The organism is Pantoea sp. Ap-870 (assembly GCF_011752515.1).
Lineage (GTDB): Bacteria > Pseudomonadota > Gammaproteobacteria > Enterobacterales > Enterobacteriaceae > Pantoea > Pantoea dispersa.
Genome location: NZ_VWXG01000004.1, coordinates 215,871 through 237,531, shown reverse-complemented (window position 1 = coordinate 237,531; position 21,661 = coordinate 215,871). Strand labels below are relative to the sequence as shown.

Sequence of the window (21,661 nt, the reverse complement as noted above, 5' to 3'; positions counted from 1 at the left end):
GTGATGTGAAGAATAAGCAGTTCGATTTTCACTATGGTAAAGGAGAGGCTTATGTTTCGTTGGGGTATTATCTTTCTGGTCATCGCTCTGATTGCTGCAGCATTAGGTTTTGGCGGTCTGGCGGGTACGGCAGCATGGGCAGCTAAAATTGTCTTTATTGTCGGTATTATTCTGTTCCTCGTGAGCCTGTTTACCGGGCGCAAACGACCCTGACCCACTGCGTTAACCATGTTAACCCGCTAGTCACATAAAGCGGAGGCCAGTCATTGCCACCATTGAAGGTGCGCCGCGACGATTGCAGGATGCGGTTGGTCAGGGAACGACAATGACTGGTTCTCCGGGATGCTGATTGAGCGCTTCCCTCAGAGCAGCAAACACTGAGGGACATCCATTGGGAATACGCATCCCGGTGTCGCTGGACACCTTTGAGCCACTGGCACTCACGCCATTCAAATCCAAAAAAATCGCGCTGGTCTGCGAAGGCGGCGGGCAACGCGGCATCTTCACGGCGGGCGTACTGGATGAATTTCAGCGCGCAGGTTTCAACCCTTTTCAGTTAATGCTCGGCACCTCAGCCGGGGCACAAAACCTCTCAGCCTTTGTCTGTGCCCAGCCCGGTTATGCGCGGCGCGTGATTACCCGTTACACCACCAGTAAACTGTTTTTCGATCCGCTGCGTTTTGTGCGCGGTGGCCACCTGATCGATCTTGACTGGCTGGTGGATATCACTAAACAGGAGTTCCCGCTGGCGCTGAGCAGCGCCGAAAGCCTGTTTGCCAAAGGCAGCGAATTTTACATGTGCGCCTGCCGCAGCGATGATTACAGCGCGCAGTATTTCAATCCCACCAATCTGACCTGGCATGACATCATTAAGGCTTCCAGCGCGATCCCCGGTTTCTACCGCAGCGGCGTGTTGATGGATGGTGTGAGCTATCTCGACGGCGGCATCAGCGACGCCATTCCGGTGCGCGAAGCGGCGCGGCGTGGCGCCGATACCATTGTGGTGATCCGTACCGTGCCGTCACAGATGGCGTATACGCCGAAGTGGTTTAAACGCATGGAGCGCTGGCTGAGCGACAGCGCCCTGCAGCCGATGATCAATATCCTGCATCAGCACGAAGAGAGCTACCGCCAGATTCAGCAGTTTATTGAACAGCCGCCGGATAATCTGCGCATCATTGAGATCTTTCCGCCAAAGCCGCTGGCCAGCATGGCGCTGGGCAGTCGTCTGGCGTCGCTGAATCAGGATTATCATCTGGGCCGCCGCAGCGGGCGCTATTTCCTGGCAACGCTGGGCCAGTGGCTGAGCGATGCTGAACCGCTGGCGCGACCGATTGCCGTGACGCCGCCCGCCGCCGTCGCAAACGCGCCGGATAACCGGCCGGTCAGCACGCCACCGCTGGCGGGCAATGACGCCGACTACGATGCAGGATCGCTGGCATGAGATTTATCGACACCCACTGCCACTTTGATTTTCCGCCATTTGTCACCGCTGCCGAACACAGTATCGCGCAGGCGGCGCAGGCGGGCGTGGAACGCATCATCGTGCCGTGCGTGGATGCCAGCCGTTTTGCCGTGGTGAGCCAGCTGGCGCAGCAGCATCCGGCGCTGTATAGCGCGCTCGGGCTGCACCCGATCAATATTGCGCAACATCAGGATGACGATCTCGATCGCCTTGAGCAGTACCTGCAAACGCCGGATGTAAAACGCGTGGCGATCGGGGAAATCGGGCTGGATCTGTATATGGAAGCGCCGGATTTTGCGCGGCAAACCCGGCTGCTGGAGGCGCAGCTGAAGCTGGCAAAGCGCTATGATTTGCCGGTGATCCTGCATTCGCGACGTACGCACGATCAGCTGGCGCAGTATTTGCGCCGTCACGATGTGCCGCGGCGTGGCGTGGTGCACGGCTTTGCCGGCAGCCAGCAGCAGGCGGAGCGTTTCATCGCCCTTGGCTACGCGATTGGTGTCGGCGGCACCATTACCTATACGCGCGCCAGCAAAACCCGCCACACCATCGCCAGCCTGCCATTGCAGGCGCTGCTGCTGGAAACCGATGCGCCCGATATGCCGCTGCACGGTTTTCAGGGCCAGCCAAATCGCCCGGAGCGCGCGCGTAATGTGTTTGAAGTATTGTGCCAGCTGCGCCCGGAACCGCCCGATGAGATCGCCGATGCGCTGTGGCACAACAGCCTGCGTTTGTTCGCGCTGCCGGATTGAGTATTGATCCTGCGCCTGCCGTCACCTCACTTCATCTAATAGCGCCGTCACGGTTAATGGCCGTTGCAATTGTGCCAGCGGCGCAATTTCTTGCGCGATGAATCGCGTCGCTGCAACGCCTCTGCCACTTTTGATGATGTGCTGACAACTCCCGCTCTGTCGCAAATTAACTACGCTTTAACGATATCCGATACCTTTTTGCGGCAACATTTGTGATAATAATCACAATCGCATCATGCCGCGCTGTTCGGCAAAATAGCGATTTAATGTGATTAAAATCGCTAAATGCATGTATATCAGAGCGCGGTTTCCTTTTCCTTGTGACAAACCTCGCAATTCCACGCGGCGTGGGTTGTTATAATTATCACATTCTCCGGTGAGCAGATTTCACCGGCCTGACTTTGGAGAGCACCATGACCGATCTGAACGCGGCCGCGCAGCGCGCGCTGCATCTGATGGACCTGACCACCCTGAACGAAGACGACACCGATGAAAAAGTGATCGCGCTGTGCCATCAGGCGAAATCACCGGCCGGTAACACGGCGGCGATCTGTATCTATCCGCGCTTTATCCCGATTGCACGTAAGACGCTGCGCGAGCAGGGCACGCCGGAAATTCGTATCGCGACCGTCACTAACTTCCCGCACGGTAACGACGACATCGACATCGCGCTGGCGGAAACCCGTGCGGCAATCGCCTACGGCGCGGATGAAGTTGACGTGGTATTCCCGTACCGTGCGCTGATTGCCGGTAATCGTGACGTTGGCTTTGCGCTGGTAAAAGCCTGTAAAGAGGCCTGTGCGGCGGCGAACGTGCTGCTGAAAGTGATCATTGAAACCGGCGAGCTAAAAGAGGAAGCGCTGATTCGTGCAGCGTCCGAAATCGCGATCGATGCCGGCGCGGATTTCATCAAAACCTCTACCGGTAAAGTGCCGGTCAACGCCACGCCAGAGGTGGCGGCGATCATGATGCAGGTAATCCGTGACAAAGGCGTGCAGCAGCAGGTGGGCTTCAAACCGGCTGGCGGCGTGCGCACGGCGGAAGATGCCGCTATCTACCTGCAGCTGGCCGACGACATCCTCGGCAGCGGCTGGGCGGATGCGCGTCATTTCCGCTTCGGCGCTTCCAGCCTGTTAGCCAGCCTGCTGAATACCCTGGGGCACGCTACGGCGACCAGCAAAGCCGGTTATTGATCCACGCGGTCGCTAAAATAGCGGCCCACGGTGTCACTGCCGTCAGGTGCGTATTGCTGCGCATCTGGCGGTTGTCATTCAGCGATACATCGCTTTTCCGGGGAGGCAACCTTGTTCCTGCCACAAGAAATTATTCGTAAAAAACGCGACGGCCAGCCGCTGAGCGAAGCGGAAATCCGCTTTTTCATCAACGGTGTGCGTGATAACAGCGTGTCTGAAGGGCAAATCGCCGCGCTGGCGATGACGATTTATTTTCACGACATGAACCTGGAAGAGCGCGTGGCGCTGACCATGGCGATGCGCGATTCCGGCACGGTGCTCAACTGGCAGGCGCTGAATCTCAACGGACCGATTGTCGATAAACATTCAACCGGCGGCGTGGGCGATGTCACTTCGCTGATGCTGGGTCCGATGGTGGCGGCCTGCGGCGGCTACGTGCCAATGATTTCCGGGCGCGGCCTCGGTCACACCGGCGGCACGCTGGATAAGCTGGAAGCCATTCCCGGCTTCGATATCTTCCCCAGCGACGATCGCTTCCGCCAGATCATCAAACAGGTCGGCGTTGCCATTATCGGTCAGACCAATTCGCTGGCGCCGGCGGATAAGCGGTTCTACGCCACGCGCGATATCACCGCCACTGTGGATTCTATTCCGCTGATCACCGCCTCGATCCTCGCCAAAAAATTAGCCGAAGGATTAGACGCGCTGGTGATGGATGTCAAAGTCGGATCCGGGGCGTTTATGCCAACCTTTGAGGCCTCGCAGCAGCTGGCGCAGGCGATTGTCGGCGTCGCCAACGGTGCGGGATGCAAAACCACCGCGCTGCTCACCGACATGAATCAGGTGCTGGCATCGAGCGCCGGTAATGCGCTGGAAGTGCGCGAAGCAGTGCATTTCCTCACCGGTGAGGCGCGCAATCCGCGGCTGCTGGAGGTCACGCTGGCGCTGTGTGCTGAGATGCTGATCTCCGGCAAACTGGCGGCGAACGAAGCCGAAGCGCGGCAAAAACTGCAGCAGGTGCTGGATAATGGTAAAGCGGCTGAGGTGTTTGCCCGCATGGTGGCGGCGCAGAACGGCCCGACGGATTTCATCGAGCAGATGGACCGCTACCTGCCGGCACCGATGCTGAGCAAAGCGGTGTACGCCGATCGTCCCGGCATCGTCAGCGCCATGGACACACGGGCGCTGGGCATGGCGGTGGTGGCGCTGGGCGGTGGCCGTCAGCGCGCCAGCGACAGCATTGATTACAGCGTGGGCCTCAGCGACATGATCACGCTGGGCAGTGAGGTCAATGCGCAGCAGCCGCTGGCGGTGATTCATGCCGCGTCGGAAGCACAGTGGCAGCAGGCCGCTGCGGCAGTGAAAGCGGCGATAACGCTCAGCGACCACGCCCCGGAGGCCACGCCGGTGGTGTATCGCCGCATCAGCGAATAGTGGCGTAACTGCGTGCCAGGCAGCGGCCGTTCGGGTATACTGATCTGATCGCTTTTTTTTGACTTGTCATCGCGCTATGGCGCAGGAGACTTGCATGAAACGTGCTTTTATTATGGTTCTCGACTCCTTCGGGATTGGTTCCAGCAAAGACGCCGATAAATTCGGTGATGAAGGATCGGATACGCTCGGCCATATCGCCGAAGCGTGCTTTGAAGGCCGCGCCAATGAAGGCCGCGAAGGTCCGCTGCATCTGCCCAATATGACCGCGCTCGGCCTTGGCAAAGCGGCGGAACTCTCTACCGGCCGCTTCCCGCCGGGACTGGATCCGCAGGCGGAAATTATCGGCGCGTACGCCTACGCCAGCGAACTCTCTTCGGGCAAAGATACGCCGTCCGGCCACTGGGAAATCGCCGGGGTGCCGGTGCTGTTTGACTGGGGCTACTTCAGCGACAAAGAGAACAGCTTCCCGCAGGAGCTGCTGGATACGCTGGTAAAACGCGCCGATCTGCCGGGCTACCTCGGCAACTGCCACTCCTCCGGCACGGTAATTCTTGACCAGCTGGGCGAGGAGCACATGAAAAGCGGCAAGCCGATTTTCTACACCTCGGCAGATTCGGTGTTCCAGATTGCCTGTCATGAAGAGACCTTTGGCCTCGATCGCCTGTACGCGCTGTGTGAAATCGCGCGTGAAGAGCTGACCAACGGCGGCTATAACATTGGCCGTGTGATTGCGCGTCCGTTTGTCGGCGATAAAGCCGGTAACTTCCAGCGCACCGGTAACCGTCACGATCTGGCGGTCGAACCACCGGCACCAACCATGCTGAAAAAGCTGGTGGATGAGAAGGGCGGTGAAGTGATTTCAGTGGGTAAAATCGCTGATATCTACGCGGAGCAGGGCATCACGCAAAAAGTTAAAGCCACCGGTCTGGATGCGCTGTTTGACGCCACCATTGAGCAGATGAAGAAGGCGCCGGACAACTCAATTGTGTTCACCAACTTCGTCGATTTTGACTCGACCTGGGGCCATCGCCGCGATATCGCCGGTTATGCCGGAGGGCTGGAGCTGTTTGACCGCCGTCTGCCGGAGCTGATGGCGCTGGTGAAAGAGGGTGATATCCTGATTCTCACCGCTGACCACGGCTGCGATCCGAGCTGGCACGGTACCGAGCACACGCGCGAGCACATCCCGATTCTAATCTACGGTCCAGAAGTAAAACCGGGCTCGCTGGGTTACCGCGATACCTTCGCCGATATCGGCCAGACTATCGCCAGCTATTTTGGCCTGTCCAGCATGGACTACGGCAAAAGCTTGCTGTAAAACAGCCACCACTTTTTGATAAGGAAGAACAACAATGGCAACTCCTCATATTAATGCCGAAATGGGCGATTTCGCGGACGTGGTGCTGATGCCAGGCGATCCGCTGCGTGCAAAACACATTGCCGAGACTTTCCTCGACGATGTGGTCGAAGTGAATAACGTACGCGGCATGCTGGGCTTCACCGGGACTTACAAAGGCCGCAAAATCTCCGTAATGGGCCACGGTATGGGTATTCCATCCTGCTCGATCTACACCAAAGAGCTGATCACCGATTTCGGCGTGAAGAAGATCATTCGTGTGGGTTCCTGCGGTGCCGTACGTGCAGACGTGAAACTGCGTGATGTGGTGATTGGTATGGGTGCCTGCACCGATTCAAAAGTTAACCGCATGCGTTTCAAAGATCACGATTTTGCCGCCATCGCGGATTTCGACATGGTGCGTAACGCGGTTGACGCGGCTAAAGCGCTGGGCGTGGACGCACGCGTCGGTAACATCTTCTCAGCTGATTTGTTCTATACGCCGGACCCGCAGATGTTCGACGTGATGGAGAAGTACGGCATCCTCGGCGTGGAGATGGAAGCGGCCGGCATCTACGGTGTGGCGGCAGAATTCGGTGCCAAAGCGCTGACTATCTGTACCGTGTCGGATCACATCCGTACGCACGAGCAAACCACCGCGGCAGAGCGTCAGACGACGTTCAACGATATGATTAAGATCGCGCTGGAGTCGGTGCTGCTGGGGGATTGATTTTCCCCGGTTTTCCTTCGCCCTCACCCTAACCCTCTCCCGCGCGCGGGAGAGGGGACTGATCGAGCAACGGTTAACGCCCTCGCGCGGGAGAGGGGACCGATCGGGCAGCGTTTATTAGCCGGTCAACGCCCTGTCCCGCATTCCTGACGTAGCCGCTCCACCGTAAACATCTGACACACTTTTACCCAGGCTTGTGCATCTTCCTGCTGGCTCTGCGGCGATCTCTCCCTATCATTAGCGTGATAATGAAGAGACTAAGCCCCTGATGAATTTCCGCAATTTCGAAGCCGAAGAGAAACTGTTTGTGCGCCGCGCGCTGGTGGCGTTTGCCCTGGTTGTTATCTGCTTCACCATTCTTGGCATCAACCTGTATCGCTTACAGGTGGATCAGCACAGCTATTACCAGACGCGTTCCAACGAGAACGACATTAAAATGATCCCCATCGCGCCGACGCGCGGGCTGATTTTCGATCGCAACGGCATCCCGCTGGTGCGCAACGTCACCTGGTACGACATCCTCGTCACGCCGTACAAAATCGACAACATGCAGGCGACGCTGAAGGCGCTGACGCCCATCGTCGATCTGACACCGGATGATATCGAAACCTTTGAGCATGAACTGAAGCAGAGCAGCCGCTATAAACCGGTGGAGCTGAAGGCCGAGCTCACCGACGAAGAGGTGGCGCGCTTCTCGGTCAATCAGTTCCGCTTCACCGGCGTCACCATCGATACCTATCAGGATCGGGAATACCCGTACGGCGCCGATCTGGCGCACGTGGTCGGCTACGTGTCGAAGATTAACGACAATGATTACAAGCGGCTCAATGCCGAGGGCGTGGGCGAAAACTATGCCGCCGACCATAACATCGGCAAGCAGGGTATTGAGGGCTACTATGAATCCCTGCTGCACGGCAAGACCGGCTATCAGGAAGTGGAAGTGGATAACCACGGCCGCATCGTGCGCGTGCTGAAAGAGGTGCCGCCGGTAGCAGGCAAAAACATCTGGCTGACGCTGGATCTGCATCTGCAGCAGTATGTGGAGAGCCAGCTGGCCGGGCAGCGTGCGGCGGTGCTGATTGAGGATCCGCACGATGGCGGCGTGCTGGCGATGGTCTCCAGCCCAAGCTACGATCCCAACCCGTTCGTGAAGGGCATCAGCTACAAAGCCTATAAAACGCTGCTGCAGGATAAAAACCTGCCGCTGATCAATCGCGTTACCCAGGGGCTGTATCCACCGGCATCGACGGTAAAACCCTACATGGCGATGTCGGCGCTGCTGAGCAAAGTGATTACGCCGGGCACCACCTTCTTTGGCGCGCCCACCTGGACGCTGCCGGGCACCGATCGCAAATACCGCGACTGGAAAAAGTCCGGCCACGGCATGCTCGACGTCACCAAAGCGATTGAAGAGTCCGCCGACACCTTCTTCTATCAGGTGGCGTTCATGATGGGCATCGACCGCATCCATAGCATGCTCAGCCAGTTCGGCTACGGCAAACCTACCGGTATCGATTTGAATGAAGAGTACGCCGGGCTGCTGCCAAGCCGCGAATGGAAGCAGAAAGTGCATAAACATACGTGGTATCAGGGCGATACGGTGTCGGTGGGCATCGGTCAGGGCTACTGGATCGCCACGCCGATTCAGATGGTGAAAGCCATGGTGGCGCTGATCAATAACGGCCGGGTGATTAATCCGCACCTGCTGGCCAAAGCACAGCGCGGCACCTGGCAGCAGGTTTACCAGCCGACCGCGCCCCAGCCGCAGATTGGCGATGCGAAATCACCGTACTGGTCGCTGGTGCGCCACGCCATGTTTGGTATGGCTAACGCGCCTAACGGCACCGGTTATAAATATTTCCATACCGCGCCGTACGGCATCGCCGCCAAGTCCGGTACGTCGCAGGTGTTTAGCCTGAAGCAGAACCAGACTTACAACGCGAAGATGATCCCGGTGCGCCTGCGCGACCACATTTTCTATACCGCCTTTGCGCCGTTTAACAACCCGCAGGTGGCGGTGGCGCTGATTCTGGAAAACGGCGGTAACGAAGGCATTACGGCCGCGCCGGTGATGCGCAATATCCTCGACCACATCTTCCTGCCGCCGCCGGATAGCAGCGTGCCGATGCAGACGGCCAGCACCGCGCAGGTGCACTGATCAGCGGAAAAATACCCGGTTGCGGCCGTGGTGTTTGGCATCGTAGAGCGCGGCATCGGCATTGCTGTACAGCGTGTCGAAATCGGAGCCCGGCTTACCGTAGCTCACGCCGAGGCTGGCGGTCACCAGCTGCTGCGGCAGCACCGCGAGCGGCGAGGCGTTAAGCGAGGCGTGGATCGCACCGGCGACAATCACCGCGTCGGACAGACGATAGTGCGGCAGCAGCACGGTAAACTCTTCGCCGCCGATGCGGCCAATGCTGGCGCCGGCCGGGCAGTGTGCCTGAATGCGCGTCACCAGCCCGCAAATCACCTTATCGCCCATCGGATGGCCGTATTCGTCGTTGATCTTCTTGAAGTGGTCGATATCCAGAATAATCAGCGCCGCCGGACCGCTCTCCAGCGTCTGGCTGATGCGCTGAATAATCGCGCCGCGATTCCACACCGCCGTTAGCGGATCGTGGCTGGCTTTGTACTCCAGCTCCTGCGCCAGCTGGTTTAACTGCTCATTCACGCGGTTCAGCTCGCGCTCCGCGCGATCGCTGCGGGAGATGAGCCGCCAGGTTTCGCGCATCAGGCGCTGATAGTGGCGATTCAGGTGCAGCAGCGCCTCGCGGTAATCCTGCGCGCTCAGCGTGTTTTGCGCCGCCACATGCTGTGAGCGATTCAGCACCTCGCTCTCTTCACGGAACAGCTCATTGAGGTCCATCATGACGCCAGTTCCGCCTGCAGATTAACCTGCAGATCGGTAAAATCCAGCGCCAGTTCCTGACCAAACTCTTCCGCGATGTCATCTTCCGCATCAAACAGCCAGTTCAGCGTGACGCACTGACCGCGCTGCGCCAGCTGGTTGAACAGATCGAACAGGCGGAACAGCATTTTGGTGCTGGAGCTGTTGAAGTAGCGCAGCGCGATAGTGACGACCACCGCGTTGTTGTCGGTGGGTTGCCACTGCTCAAGGGCATCCAGCAGCGGGCGATAAAACGCCGCCGCGTTCTCCGGCCACGACTCGCCGCGCAGCGCAAACTGGCGGGTGGCAAAATCAAAACTCACTTCGGGCGTGCTCTCAGTGGCAGCGATAATCAGGTTTTGCATACAACCTCAATCCTGGTGAATGGTGGCTTTAAGCCAAAACGTGGCGTAGCCGCTGGCGGGCAGCGGACGCAGTTCATACTCCAGCGGCTCACTGACATCACGGGCAAGCGTCAGCAAACCGATATTGGCCCCTTTGCTGGTGGCGGGGCTCTCGGTGCGCAGACCGACACGGTAGGCCTGCTTAATTTCGTCGTTACTCATGGTACGCAGCAGATCGAGCCAGTCGCGCAGCTGCTCGCAGGCGGCCTGTTCGACCTGATTACTGCTCTCCAGCACGTAGTTATCGCCATCCACGTGCAGCGTTACGGTACCAAAGCGAAAGTGCTGTTCGGCGTGGCTCAGGGTACGGCTGTCCTGCGAATAGCGCAGGATATTCTGCACAATCTCGACAAAGCTGGAGAACAGCCGGCGGCGCACTTTCAGTGGGGCCTGCTGGTTTTCCAGAAACACTTTGATCACTTCACCCATCGCGGTGATGTTCTGCGGCGAAAAGAAGCCGGTATAGTGCAGCGCAACGCTGTCGGGCGGCAGGTGCGTGCCGGTGGAAGCTGGATGCATAAGAGGCTCGTTAATAACGCAGGCCAAACCAGGTGACGTCATCGCGTCGCGGCTGGTTGCCCTGCCAGTGAAGAAATGCCTGCGCAAACGCCGTGGAGAGCTCGGCCATCGGCAGGGTTTTATGTTGTGCAATGACCGTCTGAATCCGCTTTTTACCGAACATAATCTGCCGCGCGCCGCCGGGTTGATCGGTCACGCCGTCGCTCATCACCAGCAGCACATCGCCAGGCTGCAGTCTGCGCTGCTGCTGCGGCCAGCAATAGTCGTGCGGTGTATCGGTGTAGCCAACGCCGACGCGATCGGCCTGCAGCGCGGCGGCTTCACCCTGTAGCGGCTGCAGCACCGCGTGCATGCGCGCGCTGGCCCAGCTCAGCTGATGGCTGGTCGTCTCCAGCCGCAGCGCAATTGCATCGCAGCCGTCGTTGGACAGCGAAGTCTGCTGCGAGGCGTTAAGCTGGCCCAGGGTTTGTTTGATGTGGCGGTTAAGCGCCTGCAGCAGGGCAGACGGCGTACGATGGTTGTGCTGCAGCGCACGCTCCAGCGCCGCATGCAGAATCACCGTCATAAACGCGCCGGGAATGCCGTGACCGGTGCAGTCGGCAATCAGCGCCAGCCAGCCGTGCTCATCGCGGTGAAAGGCGTAATAGTCGCCGCCCACGCCGTCGCGCGGCTGCCAGTGCAGGCACCAGTCGCTCAGCTGCTGCGCCATCTGCTGCCGCGAGCGGTCCAGCATCGCGTCCTGAATCACCCGCGCGTAATCGATGCTCTGTAAAATTTGCTGATGCTGCTGTGCCTGCAAATCGGAGACGGTACGAATCAGGTCGATACCGAGGCCGATGCCAATATAGCGGCCCTGTTCAGTCACGATAAAACCATCGGTTACTGATTTATCTCCGCTGGCGACCACCTGCTGCGCGACCCGATCGAGTTCGGTTTCGGCATCGATCACCAGCGGTTGTTTGTCCATAAAGGCGATACAGCTTTTACGATCGTACAGCTCGCGGAAGAACGGGCGCGTCATTTGCGACAGAAAGATGTGGCGGTTAATCATGCCGAACGGCGTGCCGTTTTCCACCACCGGCAGGCCAATCAAATCTTTATGTTCGCTAAACAGCGCCATTACCGCCGTGTTGTCCATCGCTGGCGTGACGAACGGCACCGCAATACACAGCGAACGCGCGCGGGCACGACCCGTCAGGGCGCTAAGCCCGGTGCGGAAATCAGGCTGCTGCATGAGAAAGAGTCTGGCGTTGATTAGGAATAATCTTAGGTTACGGCACGGCGATGACACTTTTATGTCACCGCCGGCCAGCGCACGCTGCTGCGCTTACTGCGGGGCTTTTAGCGCATCGGCGACGTGGCTGATGGCGCGCACCACCTCACTGGAGCTGCCGCGAATTTCGGCAATCACACCGCCCGCCTGCTGCGCGAGCACTACGCCCTGATCGGCACGTTTCAGGTTCGACGCGATGCCTTTCTGCGCCTTATCCGCCAGCAGGTGGTTATGCCTTACCCGATTTTCGATTTCGCTGGTGGCGCGATTGATGTTCGCTGCGAGGGTGCGCACTTCACTGGCGACTACGGCGAAGCTGCGGCCATGCTGACCGGCGCGCGCGGCTTCCACTGCCGCATTGAGCGCCAGCAGATTGGTTTGGTCGGCAATGCGGCGGATACTCTCCACGATGGCGCCGATGCGATCGGAAGAGTCGCTTAGGTCATTAATATCACCAGAAATACCGTGCAGTTCGCTGGCCAGCGCATTGATATTCTGCACGCTGTTCTCAATGACCGCCGCTCCCTGTTGCGTGCTTTCACTGGTATGCAGCGCGGTTTGCCATGCCTGCTGCGCTGCTTCGCGCTCCAGCTGGTTTTTTTCCACCTGCGCGGTAACGTCGGTGGCGAACTTCACCACTTTGTACAGTTCGCCGGCGCTGTTAAACACCGGATTATAGGTGGCGCGCAGCCAGACGGTGTTGCCCTGCTTATTGACGCGCTCGAACTGGCCGGAGATATATTCACCCTGATTGAGCTTGTGCCAGAAGCGGCGATAGGCCTCGCTGGTGCGCATTTCGGGCGGACAGAACAGGCTGTGATGGCGACCGATGATCTCATCAGCGCGATAGCCCATGGTATTAAAGAAGTTATCGTTGGCCATCAGCACTTCACCTTTGAGGTTGAAAGCAATCACCGCCATCGAGCGCTCAATGGCGGTGGTCATGGCGCGCTGCTCCTGCGCATCCATGATGCGTGCGGTGATATCACTCGCCAGCTTAACGATTTTAATCACCCGACCGTGGCGATCCTGCACCGGTACGTAGTTGGCTTCCAGCCAGATCGGACGGCTGTGCTTCGCCACGCGCAAAAACTTATCGCTGAAGCCTTCGCCGCGATTCAGACGCTGCCAGAACTCGCGATACTGCGGTGACTGCACCATATCTGGCGTGCAGAACAGGCTGTGATGCTGGCCGACAATTTCTGCCAGCGTGTAGCCCATGCGCTCCAGAAACAGCGCGTTGGCGGTAAGGATGTGACCATCAGGCGTAAACTCAACCATGGCGATGGCCTCCTGCAGCGAACTGAGCGTTGCGCTGTTGTGACTGCGTTTCTGCCACGCGAGGCGCGACAGGATTCCCGATGTAATAGTGCTGAACATGGTGGACCTTATTATGGTTATGGGATGTCAGCACGGTTATCGGCGTGAGTGGCTAAAAATTCACCACTAAATAACGCGGTTGCGCAGGTTTTTACCATCGGGTCCGGCGGTTGCTGCAAAAGGCAGCAGTCAGCGGATTTTTACCGAAAAGCGTTTGACGGTACGGCGCGAGTAAGGTTTAATGCGCCCCGTTGCCCGGATAGCTCAGTCGGTAGAGCAGGGGATTGAAAATCCCCGTGTCCGTGGTTCGATTCCGCGTCCGGGCACCAACATTCTGAAAACCCAGCCTTTATGGCTGGGTTTTTGCTTTTTGAAGCACCAATGATTTCTGGTCACTTTGACTGCTGAGGTCATAGTACTGCTTCAGCTATCCAGTATGAGTCTTCCTCTTAAGCAATCTGACGGGTAAAAGCACTTCGAAAATGTCTGCGTTAACTGGTGAACATCCAGATGCAGACGATCGGTTAAGCCATAGAACGGATAACAAATCGGACTAGCGCGGCATCCCTGACTTAGGTATTTTCCCGTCCATGCCAGACATCCAATGCAGCTCAGGCTGACCAGAGAAACAACTCACAGTGGTAGCCCAACGGACTCCAGTTACAGAACGCTAATATCGATGTTGCCGGATGCCGTTTTAATCGCGTTAATCTGTGCGGCAATCATCGCCATAGCGGACGGCCTCGCGTGTAATCACCGCTGACCTTGCCGTAATCCAGCGGCTGCGCACGCGAAGGCTGCGTGTAGCGGTCGATGCCAGCACGCATGGTGTTGAGGTCTTCGCTGGCTTTCTTGTAGTCGAACAGGTAACGGCGGCGATTATTGGGATCGGACTGCGTGGCGACAGTGCGGGCGCGGTCGAGGGAGAGCTGGACTTAGTCTGGTAGGTGTTGGGTGGTGGCGAGTTCGTCGAGTTCTGAAGCAAAAGTAATTTCTGGATTGACTAAGACTGTAACCAATAGAAGTGTATTTATTGAAGTTTGAACGAAACAATTAACCATGATTTCCTCCTCAGTGACTAGGAGGGTGTATTCACTAATTAATAAATAGGACGAATAGGGCTAAATAAATCTCATGCGTGATTACTTTAATAATGATGTGATTTTTTCTGCAGTGACCAAACACCCCCATTTTATTTATTTTTATGGGGGTGATGTTATTTAGAAATGTTGATGAAACCTAAAGAAAGCTCGCAATTAATTCTCATTTCCACTCGCAGATGAGAATGGGTCGTTCCAGCCTTTTATTTTTATCAATTCTTCCAGCTCCTCTCGGGTGTTGGCATTGTTTTTGTGAATCTCGTCATGAATGTCAGGGTTTACGACTAAGATATCATCCAGGTTAAGCGCATTGTGAGGATCATCTGATTTTCTATTCACATGATGAGCGTGGGCATCCTTTTCAAGTGCCTTCCCTGAGAGTTGGCAGCTTTCTATTCCATCTCTTTTAATTTTATCTTTTTTTAAATTTGGAAGTGCATTTTCAATTCTAGACTTCAGGATTTCACGGCTTTTTTCAGCGGTTGGGGAGTCTCGTAACGCTATTAAGACTTTTTCAGATTGCCGCAGCTTTTCACGTATAATAGAATCACGAGGTTCTTGTACTCTGTCTGAAACAGTATGCAATATAGCTGATACTGAAGCATATCTTTCATTATCAAAGATTAACTTATCTTTATCAGAAAGGTTATTATAAATCTTATTAACTCCTCCATTATCGCATGCTAACAAAGTTCCTATTTTTTTCTTATTAATAAATGTATTTCCATCAGAACCAAGTGCGCCTCCGTTAATTACGGCATTTTTTATCTTTGAGTTCTCTGCTTCAGTTAAGTTTTTACTATTTTCTGGCAGTTCAATATTCAAATCTTTAGCTAACGTTAAAGATGGTAGTTTTTTACTCATCTTCATCGCCCTTATCAGTTACATTAAGGTAGATTTCATTCAAAGTTGAAAATGCCTCAGTATTCTCATCATCATTTTCTCTAATTATTCTTGATAAGTTATAATACCAGCGTTTAGCTTTTCTAGGATTGTCGTAAAAATCATCCTTTAAATTAAGGAGATGGTTTCTTTGTTCACCATCGATATGGGTCAGTATATACTTATATTTCTGAAATTCATTTGTGAAAGTTTCTTTTGATAATGACATCCAGTTTTCTTGGAGTTTTTCAACGAAGGGAAATAACTCCTCGAAATTTTCGGCCTCTATTTTAAATGGTTTGACTAAGTTTTGAAGGAAACTATAAGCCTTCTCGAAATCTCCAATTCGCTTCAAATCTTCTGGTGTCTTAGCATTTTTCAGACAAGACAATTCAAAATCTTTCATATACCCTCCATAATGTAATGATTGTTAACTTATAAAAATCTAATCTCTATAAAAATAGAATGTTAACTTTGTAATATTACCAATAAAATTTCATATTGTTTACATCTGCCGCGCCGCAAGCGCCTTGCATGCTGACGATAGGGCGCAAAGTCGAGCTTTGCACGCTATCGTCCAGCTTACAAATACTTCTTGAACGAGGATGTCAGCACCGCCAGCGCCATGCCCAACATCAGCGCCGCAGGTAGCACCAGCAGATTTTGGTAAACAGCCGGTACCAGCGTGGTGTTGAACTCAACTGCGGGACGTAATAGCGCTTCGATAACATAGTGATCGCTCATAGTATTGCCTCACTTTTGGCAGGATTCATACCTGCTGCGTGCCGAGTGATGCAGATTGCGCCAGCACAAGTAAGCGCGCAGCAGTGCCAGAGAAAGGATGAAGAACAGTGGAAGCAGCATCTGCGATGCATGAGGCATTCCATGCAATCCGGCGAATTCCATCACTGGGCTGATAACTGCTGGCTCAGTGAATGCTCTGTGATCAGCACCGGGTAATGTTCCAACTATAGGCGACGCGCCAGATCGCTAGCTGATACCTATGCGAGCTGTAGATCTGGCGCAATCTGGCACAACTGCTGTAGTGAAGCTGAGCTGCTAACGTTCACCACCATTCCAACCGCACCACGACGGCTGAGCGGTTCAGCGTTACGTGATAGCCATTTTGCGATTGAGCATCATCGCCAACCAGAAACAGCGCACCAACTCCTGGTAGTTTCAGCGCGCGCGGCTCAGTGATGCCGGGAGTGAGTTCAGGTGTTGCCACTGGCAACACTGAACCTTCACTGTAATCAGGTTGGATTGATTGCTGTAGCGACTGAGGCTCAGCGTTGATTCCCTCATAGAACGGCGATGCCGATCGTCCGCCGAGATCCGCGATAACGTTGAGTTCCGCATGTGAGATAAATGGCAGTGCGGCGATCGCGCCAGCCAGCATCAATTTGTTCATTGCTGCCTCCGTGGTTCTGTCCAGATAATTTCGGTTGAAGGTGTTTGATTGCTCGCGAGGTTAGCGGGTGCCTGTGTTGCGATTGGACCAGGTTGAGCAGGCGTTAGTGAAGCCAGCTTTTGGCTGACAATCTGCCGATAGCGCGCAGCCGGTTTACCTCAAGCCGGATGGTGATAGCAGCCAGCCGCATTCAACCAACTGCCGGGACTACGCTCCCAGCACTCGCGAAGAATGCGCGCCGCTGCGCTCAGGTTGGTATACGGATCAAACGCATCCCTCGTGAGCTGAAGCGATGGCCATTCCAGCCGAGATTGACCTTCGCGATGCCAACATCGATTCTCTTAAGCAGATGGATTTTCATAAACTGCTGCAGCGCCTGCCAGGCAGCTTGTCGACTTTCATAGCGATAGCTTTTACCCGCGACGTTGATTGTCCAGGGCTATAGGCGCGTGCCATGTGGCAGCTGGCGCGATGATTCAGCCAACGCAAGTGAGTAAAGCGACTCAGCTGGAACGCCATGCTGCAGAGCGGCTTTCTGATAACCCGACGGCACGCTTTGCATACTGGTTGACGCCACAGAGCTGGCGGCACTTAGCTACAACGCGAGGGTTTGAACGCTGCGATATGCCATCCGCTTTCCTCTTGCTGGAGAAGAACCGGCATGATGCCGTTGCCGTAGCACATCCAGCGGCCTGCATCGTGGTTCAGGGTGATGCGGCGCTCGCGTACTTGATCGGCGAAATGCGGTGCTGTTGCGCCCAGTTGCGGAGTTTCTGATCGCTGCCTTCACTATCGACAAGGTAGATATCAACGGGGCGTTTATCGGCGAGAACGGCGGAAAGTCGAGCATCGCAGCGCTGGCAATCTGCATCGCGCACGAGCAGCGCGAGCCGACCACCAGAGTCATGCGCGATGCCTGCGGCGTTGCCCATGTTAACCGGTAGCATGTTGGGCATCAGGGTTTCCAGGCAGCATCAACTTCGCGCTGGAATTTGAGCTCTTTCTCTGTTCGTTCTTATTACTGTTTTACCCAGAGTTCGGCGTAGTGGCGGCGTTCGGCGTCTGATTCTGCTTCTATGCATAAGGCAGTAACAGGCTCAGTTTTTGGTCATTGAATACCTCTAATTCCATTCTTAATTTTAAGGAATTTATTGTATTCCCTTTCATTAATCTCATTAATTAAATAGGTGTCTTTTTATTCAGTTATATAACTTTTATTTTTCTGTATGTCTTCGGTGTAAATAGACCTAGGTAGGGATAATGAGAAGATAAATGGTTTTGCTTTAACGGGAAATAGTCATTTGATAACATCATGATCCATTTCTCATCAACAATCACTTGATAAGGATTATAATGAGCGTTATGTGCTTTTCGATGCTAAAGTAAATAATAAATAGTTAAATTTTAAAAAAATATCCATGAGTATTCATTTTGCAACCGCCTCTAAATACACTTCATCTTTATAAGCCCATGCTTTTATTCCATTTTGACATGCTGATGTTCCCACTATAACAAAAATTGGAGATTTAATTATTTGCTTATTGGCATGATAGAAACGTTCAATGCTAATTTTATCTTGATTTGATAATGCCGGTATTAATTGAGGGTGAGTGTGCCAGTAACCTGCAAAAACTAAACCATAGCTCCTGGCTTGGCTTTGCTCATAATCACATCGGTAAGAATTAAGTTCTACCCAATGTTTTGAAGATTTGTCTGATGAATGCGGCAAAGTAGCTGAGGATAGCCATAAGCCATTATCGAATGAAGGGCTGATGAATAATTGCCCTCCACATTCCATTTTGTCACCGTGCTGTCTATGAGCATCAAAAATAGCAGAAACATCTTCGCTAACCTGCAATTTGAAATCATATTCTTCCCACACCCAAGTCCATGCGAGAGAAGGAGGGTTATTCATTGTTCCATTCATTTTTAATTACCATTGTCTCGATGTTTTCATCAATCTGTGGACCTACGTAAGTTCCTCCAGCCATAACGACCCTGCTACTTTCAGTAACAAATGAACTCCATAGGTTACTATCTGAGTTTTCAGTGTCCTGCAAAATTTTAACTACTGACTTTGATACCATACCTGCAATCAGTTGGATATTTAATGAGCTTCCGGGAATGAACCCTACACCACAGGCTGGTAATTTGAAATAACCATTGTTTTCCCATTGAGTAAATTTATTCTTAAAGTCCCCTTTTTTATCAAAGAGATATCTTGCATCTGCGACTTTTGTTTTATTGCTGCACAAAACATGGCCAACAAATGCGTAGGGCTCAACCCAAGCTTGCACAAATGAAATCTCTTTTACTCTTGACTTAATTTCCCATAGGAAGTATTCAGTTGGCCAGTCTGCAGAGGTTGAAACAATACAGTCATATGAATAGATGTTAATATCCTTATGAAAAACTGCTTGATGAAAATATTTTGGAATTGCAGTTATTACAGCTGTTGGTATGCAAGATCGAAGGTAATTCTTAAGTGCTAATGATTTATTTTTACCTAGATCATCAATTGTTAAAACATGTCTTCCTAAATTAGAATCATCGAGAGTGTCAGGGTCAACAATTGTTAGTTCTGTTATGCCGGAATGTATTAATTGTGATGCTACATGACTTCCAAGTGAACCTGCGCCAATCAGAAGAACTTTTTTTTGTTCATTTTCATCGATGCGGAAATCTTTTGAACGTGAAAAGATAACTTCGTTGTCGAGAAAAAAAGTATCAGTAATTAGTAATTTATCCTTTTCACCTATGGGGTTTTTTACTGAGCGGATTTTAGCCTTTCTTAACCCAAAGTTAAATGTCTGACTATCTCTGACTCCTTTCCTTTGAATTAGGAACGAAATAACACTCACTGGCTCTGAATTAAATATTTCAAGAACTACCCACCTTAAGGGGTGATTAGATTCATTTTCTAACCATTCTTTCAGAGCCTGAATATCACTTTCATCAGCATGACTTGAGAGCCAATCGACAAAACCATAAGCAGTTGGTAATTTTACATTTGGTGTGGATGTTAATTTTAAGTAAAACGCCCCTTTTGCTGCCTCAATCTTTTTTTTGGTGGGAGATACCTGCCATTGATAATGTTCTAAAATTTTATTGTCACTATCTGAGGCCCAAATTTCTCCATTACCTAACTCGCCACTCTTGGATAAAGTGTATAGAGGTGTAGATTCTTTTGGTTTGCTCAGTAAAGTTAATTTCTGTTGACTTAATTTAGCTTGCATAGCCCAATAGCTGATTACTTCACTGTCAAATTCATTTTTAATTTCTTTAGTGTTTTGACTTTCGCATACAAGGGAGACCATCTTCCCTAATCTTAAGAACGTGTTATCAATAACTTCAACGGGATCACCATATACAGCCTTATCTCCACCACCAAATAAACAAACAAACTCATCCAAGATATGAGGCCATTCTAACCAAGGGCTTGGTTTAATAGATAATGCTAAGGCTACGCTTGGGAAGCTTTCACTAAACCCTACCTGTAACTTCCTTTTTATTCCTAGATAATCAACAGGAAGATTCAGCTCAAATCTAATAACTTCCTTTGAGTTTGTTGTATTAACTTCAACTAGAAAACAATTGTTAAATATCTCATGAAGTCTGTTTACACCTGCCTGTATAGCAGGTGTGATATTATTAGTCTTATCCAAGGCGTTCGACCGTCCCTGCATTAGCTTGACCTAAACCAGATAACGTACCAAACGCACTCAATACATTTTTATTTAATGTTACACCAGACGTTCTTCCCGGCAATGTCCAAGACGTGCCAAAATCTTTGGATATCTCACTAATCATAGATTGAGGTACACCAAACTTATCACTTACTTCCTGTTCAAATCTCTGCTGAGTGCCCCAGTCGCTTAAACCAAGTGCGATATCGGTGATTGCATCAGCGTGCCAATCGTAAAATGCATCTCTATATTTATCACCTTCTCCATTATCTCTATTCCATTTTTCAGCGAAGTTTTCACCTTCATCACATGGATTTAGAACCTTATATTCACTATTAGAATAATCAACATGTTGAGCCATATCAGATACAATCGAGAACATCACATCGATTGGCCTCATTGGTGTCAAGGCAGACCTTAAAGCAATTTGATAATAAGCTTTTGTTGCGAGCGTAGTAATAACTGCTGAAATAGGCCTATGAATTTCTCTCGAAGCACGTATAGCCCAGCGATCGCGGTGTCTTTTTAAAAGCTTAATAGTTGCGCCAAGAGGATGAGAGTCTGAGTATTCTTGATAGTTAGGAATAGGATCCATAGTAGACTTAGCTAACTCTTCATTACCAACGATACTGTCTATAGTCCTAGTTGATTCAGTGATCATCAAAATTTTTTTAGTGCTTACATTTTCAAGCCATAGTGAATAAGAACGCGGAGCACTAGCTTTCCAACCATCTTGCCTATCAGGAACAAGTAGTTTCCCATACCCCTCACTTTCATAATTTCCAGGTGCTATAATAGCAGGAGTAATATCTATATGAAAACCTGGGTTTTCATCAGAGTAGACAATTCTAATTCCACGTCTAAGTTGTTGTGGATCAGCTTTAACTGTTGACTCTGTTCTGAATAACGTCTCTATTGCAAGCAATACATCTTCTGGTTTGGAATTAACAGCATTCGGTAATAAGATGATGGCGTCGGCATCGATAGTCGCCATATCGCCCTTGGCTTCAGGTGCAGGTTTAACAGTTGTCTTAAGGCCAATTGAACCCTGGATAAAGATATGAGCCCCAGACAAACAAAACTCCTGAGCCTTATCTAATATTTTTTGCAATTGGGAATATCGGCTTTCAATCAAATCATATTGAATAGAAGTTAAAGATATTTTTTTAGAGGCTTCAATGAGCATCTTCTCCCAACTGTTAACCTGTGAGGAGTCTTGCGCTGTATAGTCTAAAACTTGAGAGCTCATACTAATCTCCTGATTAAAAA

Annotated in this window: 19 protein-coding genes, 1 tRNA gene and 4 pseudogenes; 9 read left to right on the top strand and 15 right to left on the bottom strand. The window is 52.4% G+C overall.

What is annotated here, in order from left to right; all coding sequences use genetic code 11:
• Window positions 1-51: 51 nt before the first annotated feature.
• The 8 genes from F3J41_RS12250 (at window position 52) to mrdA (ending at window position 9,068) form a co-directional block, all read left to right on the top strand.
• Window positions 52-213, top strand: coding sequence for a DUF1328 domain-containing protein (locus tag F3J41_RS12250; RefSeq protein ID WP_007893192.1), 162 nt, complete (start codon window positions 52-54; stop codon window positions 211-213).
• 178 nt (window positions 214-391) lie between these two features.
• Complete coding sequence (locus F3J41_RS12245) at window positions 392-1,444, top strand: patatin family protein (RefSeq protein WP_031279725.1); 1,053 nt, start codon at window positions 392-394, stop codon at window positions 1,442-1,444.
• Entirely contained in the window at window positions 1,441-2,217 is a 777-nt protein-coding gene (locus tag F3J41_RS12240) for a TatD family hydrolase (RefSeq protein ID WP_166711280.1), read from the top strand. Before F3J41_RS12245 ends, F3J41_RS12240 begins: the two co-directional genes overlap by 4 nt.
• Before the next feature lie 413 nt (window positions 2,218-2,630).
• Window positions 2,631-3,410: a deoxyribose-phosphate aldolase gene (gene deoC / locus F3J41_RS12235; protein ID WP_166711278.1), complete on the top strand. Its 780-nt coding sequence runs from the start codon at window positions 2,631-2,633 to the stop codon at window positions 3,408-3,410.
• Window positions 3,411-3,521: 111 nt separating this feature from the next.
• Window positions 3,522-4,844: a thymidine phosphorylase gene (gene deoA, locus F3J41_RS12230; RefSeq protein ID WP_058770661.1), complete on the top strand. Its 1,323-nt coding sequence runs from the start codon at window positions 3,522-3,524 to the stop codon at window positions 4,842-4,844.
• Between the two features lie 94 nt (window positions 4,845-4,938).
• Window positions 4,939-6,162 carry a phosphopentomutase gene (gene deoB, locus F3J41_RS12225; RefSeq protein WP_021507655.1) on the top strand — a complete coding sequence of 408 codons (1,224 nt, stop codon included), beginning with the start codon at window positions 4,939-4,941 and terminating at the stop codon, window positions 6,160-6,162.
• A gap of 34 nt (window positions 6,163-6,196) precedes the next feature.
• The gene (gene deoD, locus F3J41_RS12220; RefSeq protein ID WP_021507654.1) at window positions 6,197-6,910 is read left to right on the top strand and encodes a purine-nucleoside phosphorylase; all 714 of its coding nucleotides are present in this window, start codon (window positions 6,197-6,199) and stop codon (window positions 6,908-6,910) included.
• Window positions 6,911-7,178: 268 nt separating this feature from the next.
• On the top strand, window positions 7,179-9,068 hold the full coding sequence (mrdA, locus tag F3J41_RS12215; RefSeq protein WP_021507653.1) for a penicillin-binding protein 2: 1,890 nt from the start codon (window positions 7,179-7,181) through the stop codon (window positions 9,066-9,068).
• Here the strand turns inward: mrdA and F3J41_RS12210 are convergent, their stop codons facing one another.
• The 5 genes from F3J41_RS12210 to F3J41_RS12190 all read right to left on the bottom strand — a co-directional run bounded on the left by F3J41_RS12210 (window position 9,069) and on the right by F3J41_RS12190 (window position 13,373).
• Window positions 9,069-9,779, bottom strand: coding sequence for a GGDEF domain-containing protein (locus F3J41_RS12210; RefSeq protein ID WP_021507652.1), 711 nt, complete (start codon window positions 9,777-9,779; stop codon window positions 9,069-9,071).
• Window positions 9,776-10,162 (bottom strand): DUF1987 domain-containing protein, encoded by a 387-nt coding sequence (locus F3J41_RS12205; RefSeq protein ID WP_166711276.1) that lies wholly within the window; start codon window positions 10,160-10,162, stop codon window positions 9,776-9,778. The genes F3J41_RS12210 and F3J41_RS12205 overlap by 4 nt, the downstream gene beginning before the upstream one ends.
• Before the next feature lie 6 nt (window positions 10,163-10,168).
• Complete coding sequence (locus tag F3J41_RS12200) at window positions 10,169-10,720, bottom strand: SiaB family protein kinase (RefSeq protein WP_058774864.1); 552 nt, start codon at window positions 10,718-10,720, stop codon at window positions 10,169-10,171.
• 10 nt (window positions 10,721-10,730) lie between these two features.
• On the bottom strand, window positions 10,731-11,954 hold the full coding sequence (locus tag F3J41_RS12195) for a SpoIIE family protein phosphatase (RefSeq protein WP_166711274.1): 1,224 nt from the start codon (window positions 11,952-11,954) through the stop codon (window positions 10,731-10,733).
• A gap of 93 nt (window positions 11,955-12,047) precedes the next feature.
• Complete coding sequence (locus F3J41_RS12190; RefSeq protein ID WP_166711272.1) at window positions 12,048-13,373, bottom strand: PAS domain-containing methyl-accepting chemotaxis protein; 1,326 nt, start codon at window positions 13,371-13,373, stop codon at window positions 12,048-12,050.
• A gap of 193 nt (window positions 13,374-13,566) precedes the next feature.
• Here F3J41_RS12190 and F3J41_RS12185 point away from each other — a divergent pair.
• Window positions 13,567-13,642: transfer RNA gene (locus F3J41_RS12185), tRNA-Phe, on the top strand.
• Window positions 13,643-14,035: 393 nt separating this feature from the next.
• Here F3J41_RS12185 and F3J41_RS23440 read toward each other — a convergent pair.
• The 10 genes and pseudogenes from F3J41_RS23440 to F3J41_RS12140 all read right to left on the bottom strand — a co-directional run.
• Window positions 14,036-14,236: pseudogene (locus F3J41_RS23440) on the bottom strand (RAQPRD family integrative conjugative element protein); the annotation flags it as partial.
• Between the two features lie 333 nt (window positions 14,237-14,569).
• On the bottom strand, window positions 14,570-15,277 hold the full coding sequence (locus tag F3J41_RS12175; RefSeq protein ID WP_150059211.1) for a hypothetical protein: 708 nt from the start codon (window positions 15,275-15,277) through the stop codon (window positions 14,570-14,572).
• A complete protein-coding gene (locus F3J41_RS12170; RefSeq protein WP_150059212.1) occupies window positions 15,270-15,701 on the bottom strand; it encodes a hypothetical protein in 432 nt (143 codons plus the stop codon). Before F3J41_RS12170 ends, F3J41_RS12175 begins: the two co-directional genes overlap by 8 nt.
• 176 nt (window positions 15,702-15,877) lie before the next feature.
• Window positions 15,878-16,039: a hypothetical protein gene (locus F3J41_RS23665; protein ID WP_371815471.1), complete on the bottom strand. Its 162-nt coding sequence runs from the start codon at window positions 16,037-16,039 to the stop codon at window positions 15,878-15,880.
• Between the two features lie 161 nt (window positions 16,040-16,200).
• Window positions 16,201-16,706 (bottom strand): annotated as a pseudogene (locus F3J41_RS12160) (integrating conjugative element protein).
• Window positions 16,703-17,268, bottom strand: a pseudogene (locus tag F3J41_RS23435) (lytic transglycosylase domain-containing protein). The pseudogenes F3J41_RS12160 and F3J41_RS23435 overlap by 4 nt, the downstream one beginning before the upstream one ends.
• Window positions 17,269-17,297: 29 nt before the next feature.
• Window positions 17,298-17,886, bottom strand: a pseudogene (locus F3J41_RS12155) (TIGR03759 family integrating conjugative element protein).
• Window positions 17,887-18,132: 246 nt separating this feature from the next.
• On the bottom strand, window positions 18,133-18,621 hold the full coding sequence (locus tag F3J41_RS12150) for a Mov34/MPN/PAD-1 family protein (RefSeq protein ID WP_150059213.1): 489 nt from the start codon (window positions 18,619-18,621) through the stop codon (window positions 18,133-18,135).
• Window positions 18,614-20,371 carry a ThiF family adenylyltransferase gene (locus F3J41_RS12145; protein ID WP_166711270.1) on the bottom strand — a complete coding sequence of 586 codons (1,758 nt, stop codon included), beginning with the start codon at window positions 20,369-20,371 and terminating at the stop codon, window positions 18,614-18,616. Before F3J41_RS12145 ends, F3J41_RS12150 begins: the two co-directional genes overlap by 8 nt.
• Window positions 20,364-21,641 (bottom strand): nucleotidyltransferase, encoded by a 1,278-nt coding sequence (locus F3J41_RS12140; protein WP_166711268.1) that lies wholly within the window; start codon window positions 21,639-21,641, stop codon window positions 20,364-20,366. The genes F3J41_RS12145 and F3J41_RS12140 overlap by 8 nt, the downstream gene beginning before the upstream one ends.
• Between the last annotated feature and the right edge of the window lie 20 nt (window positions 21,642-21,661).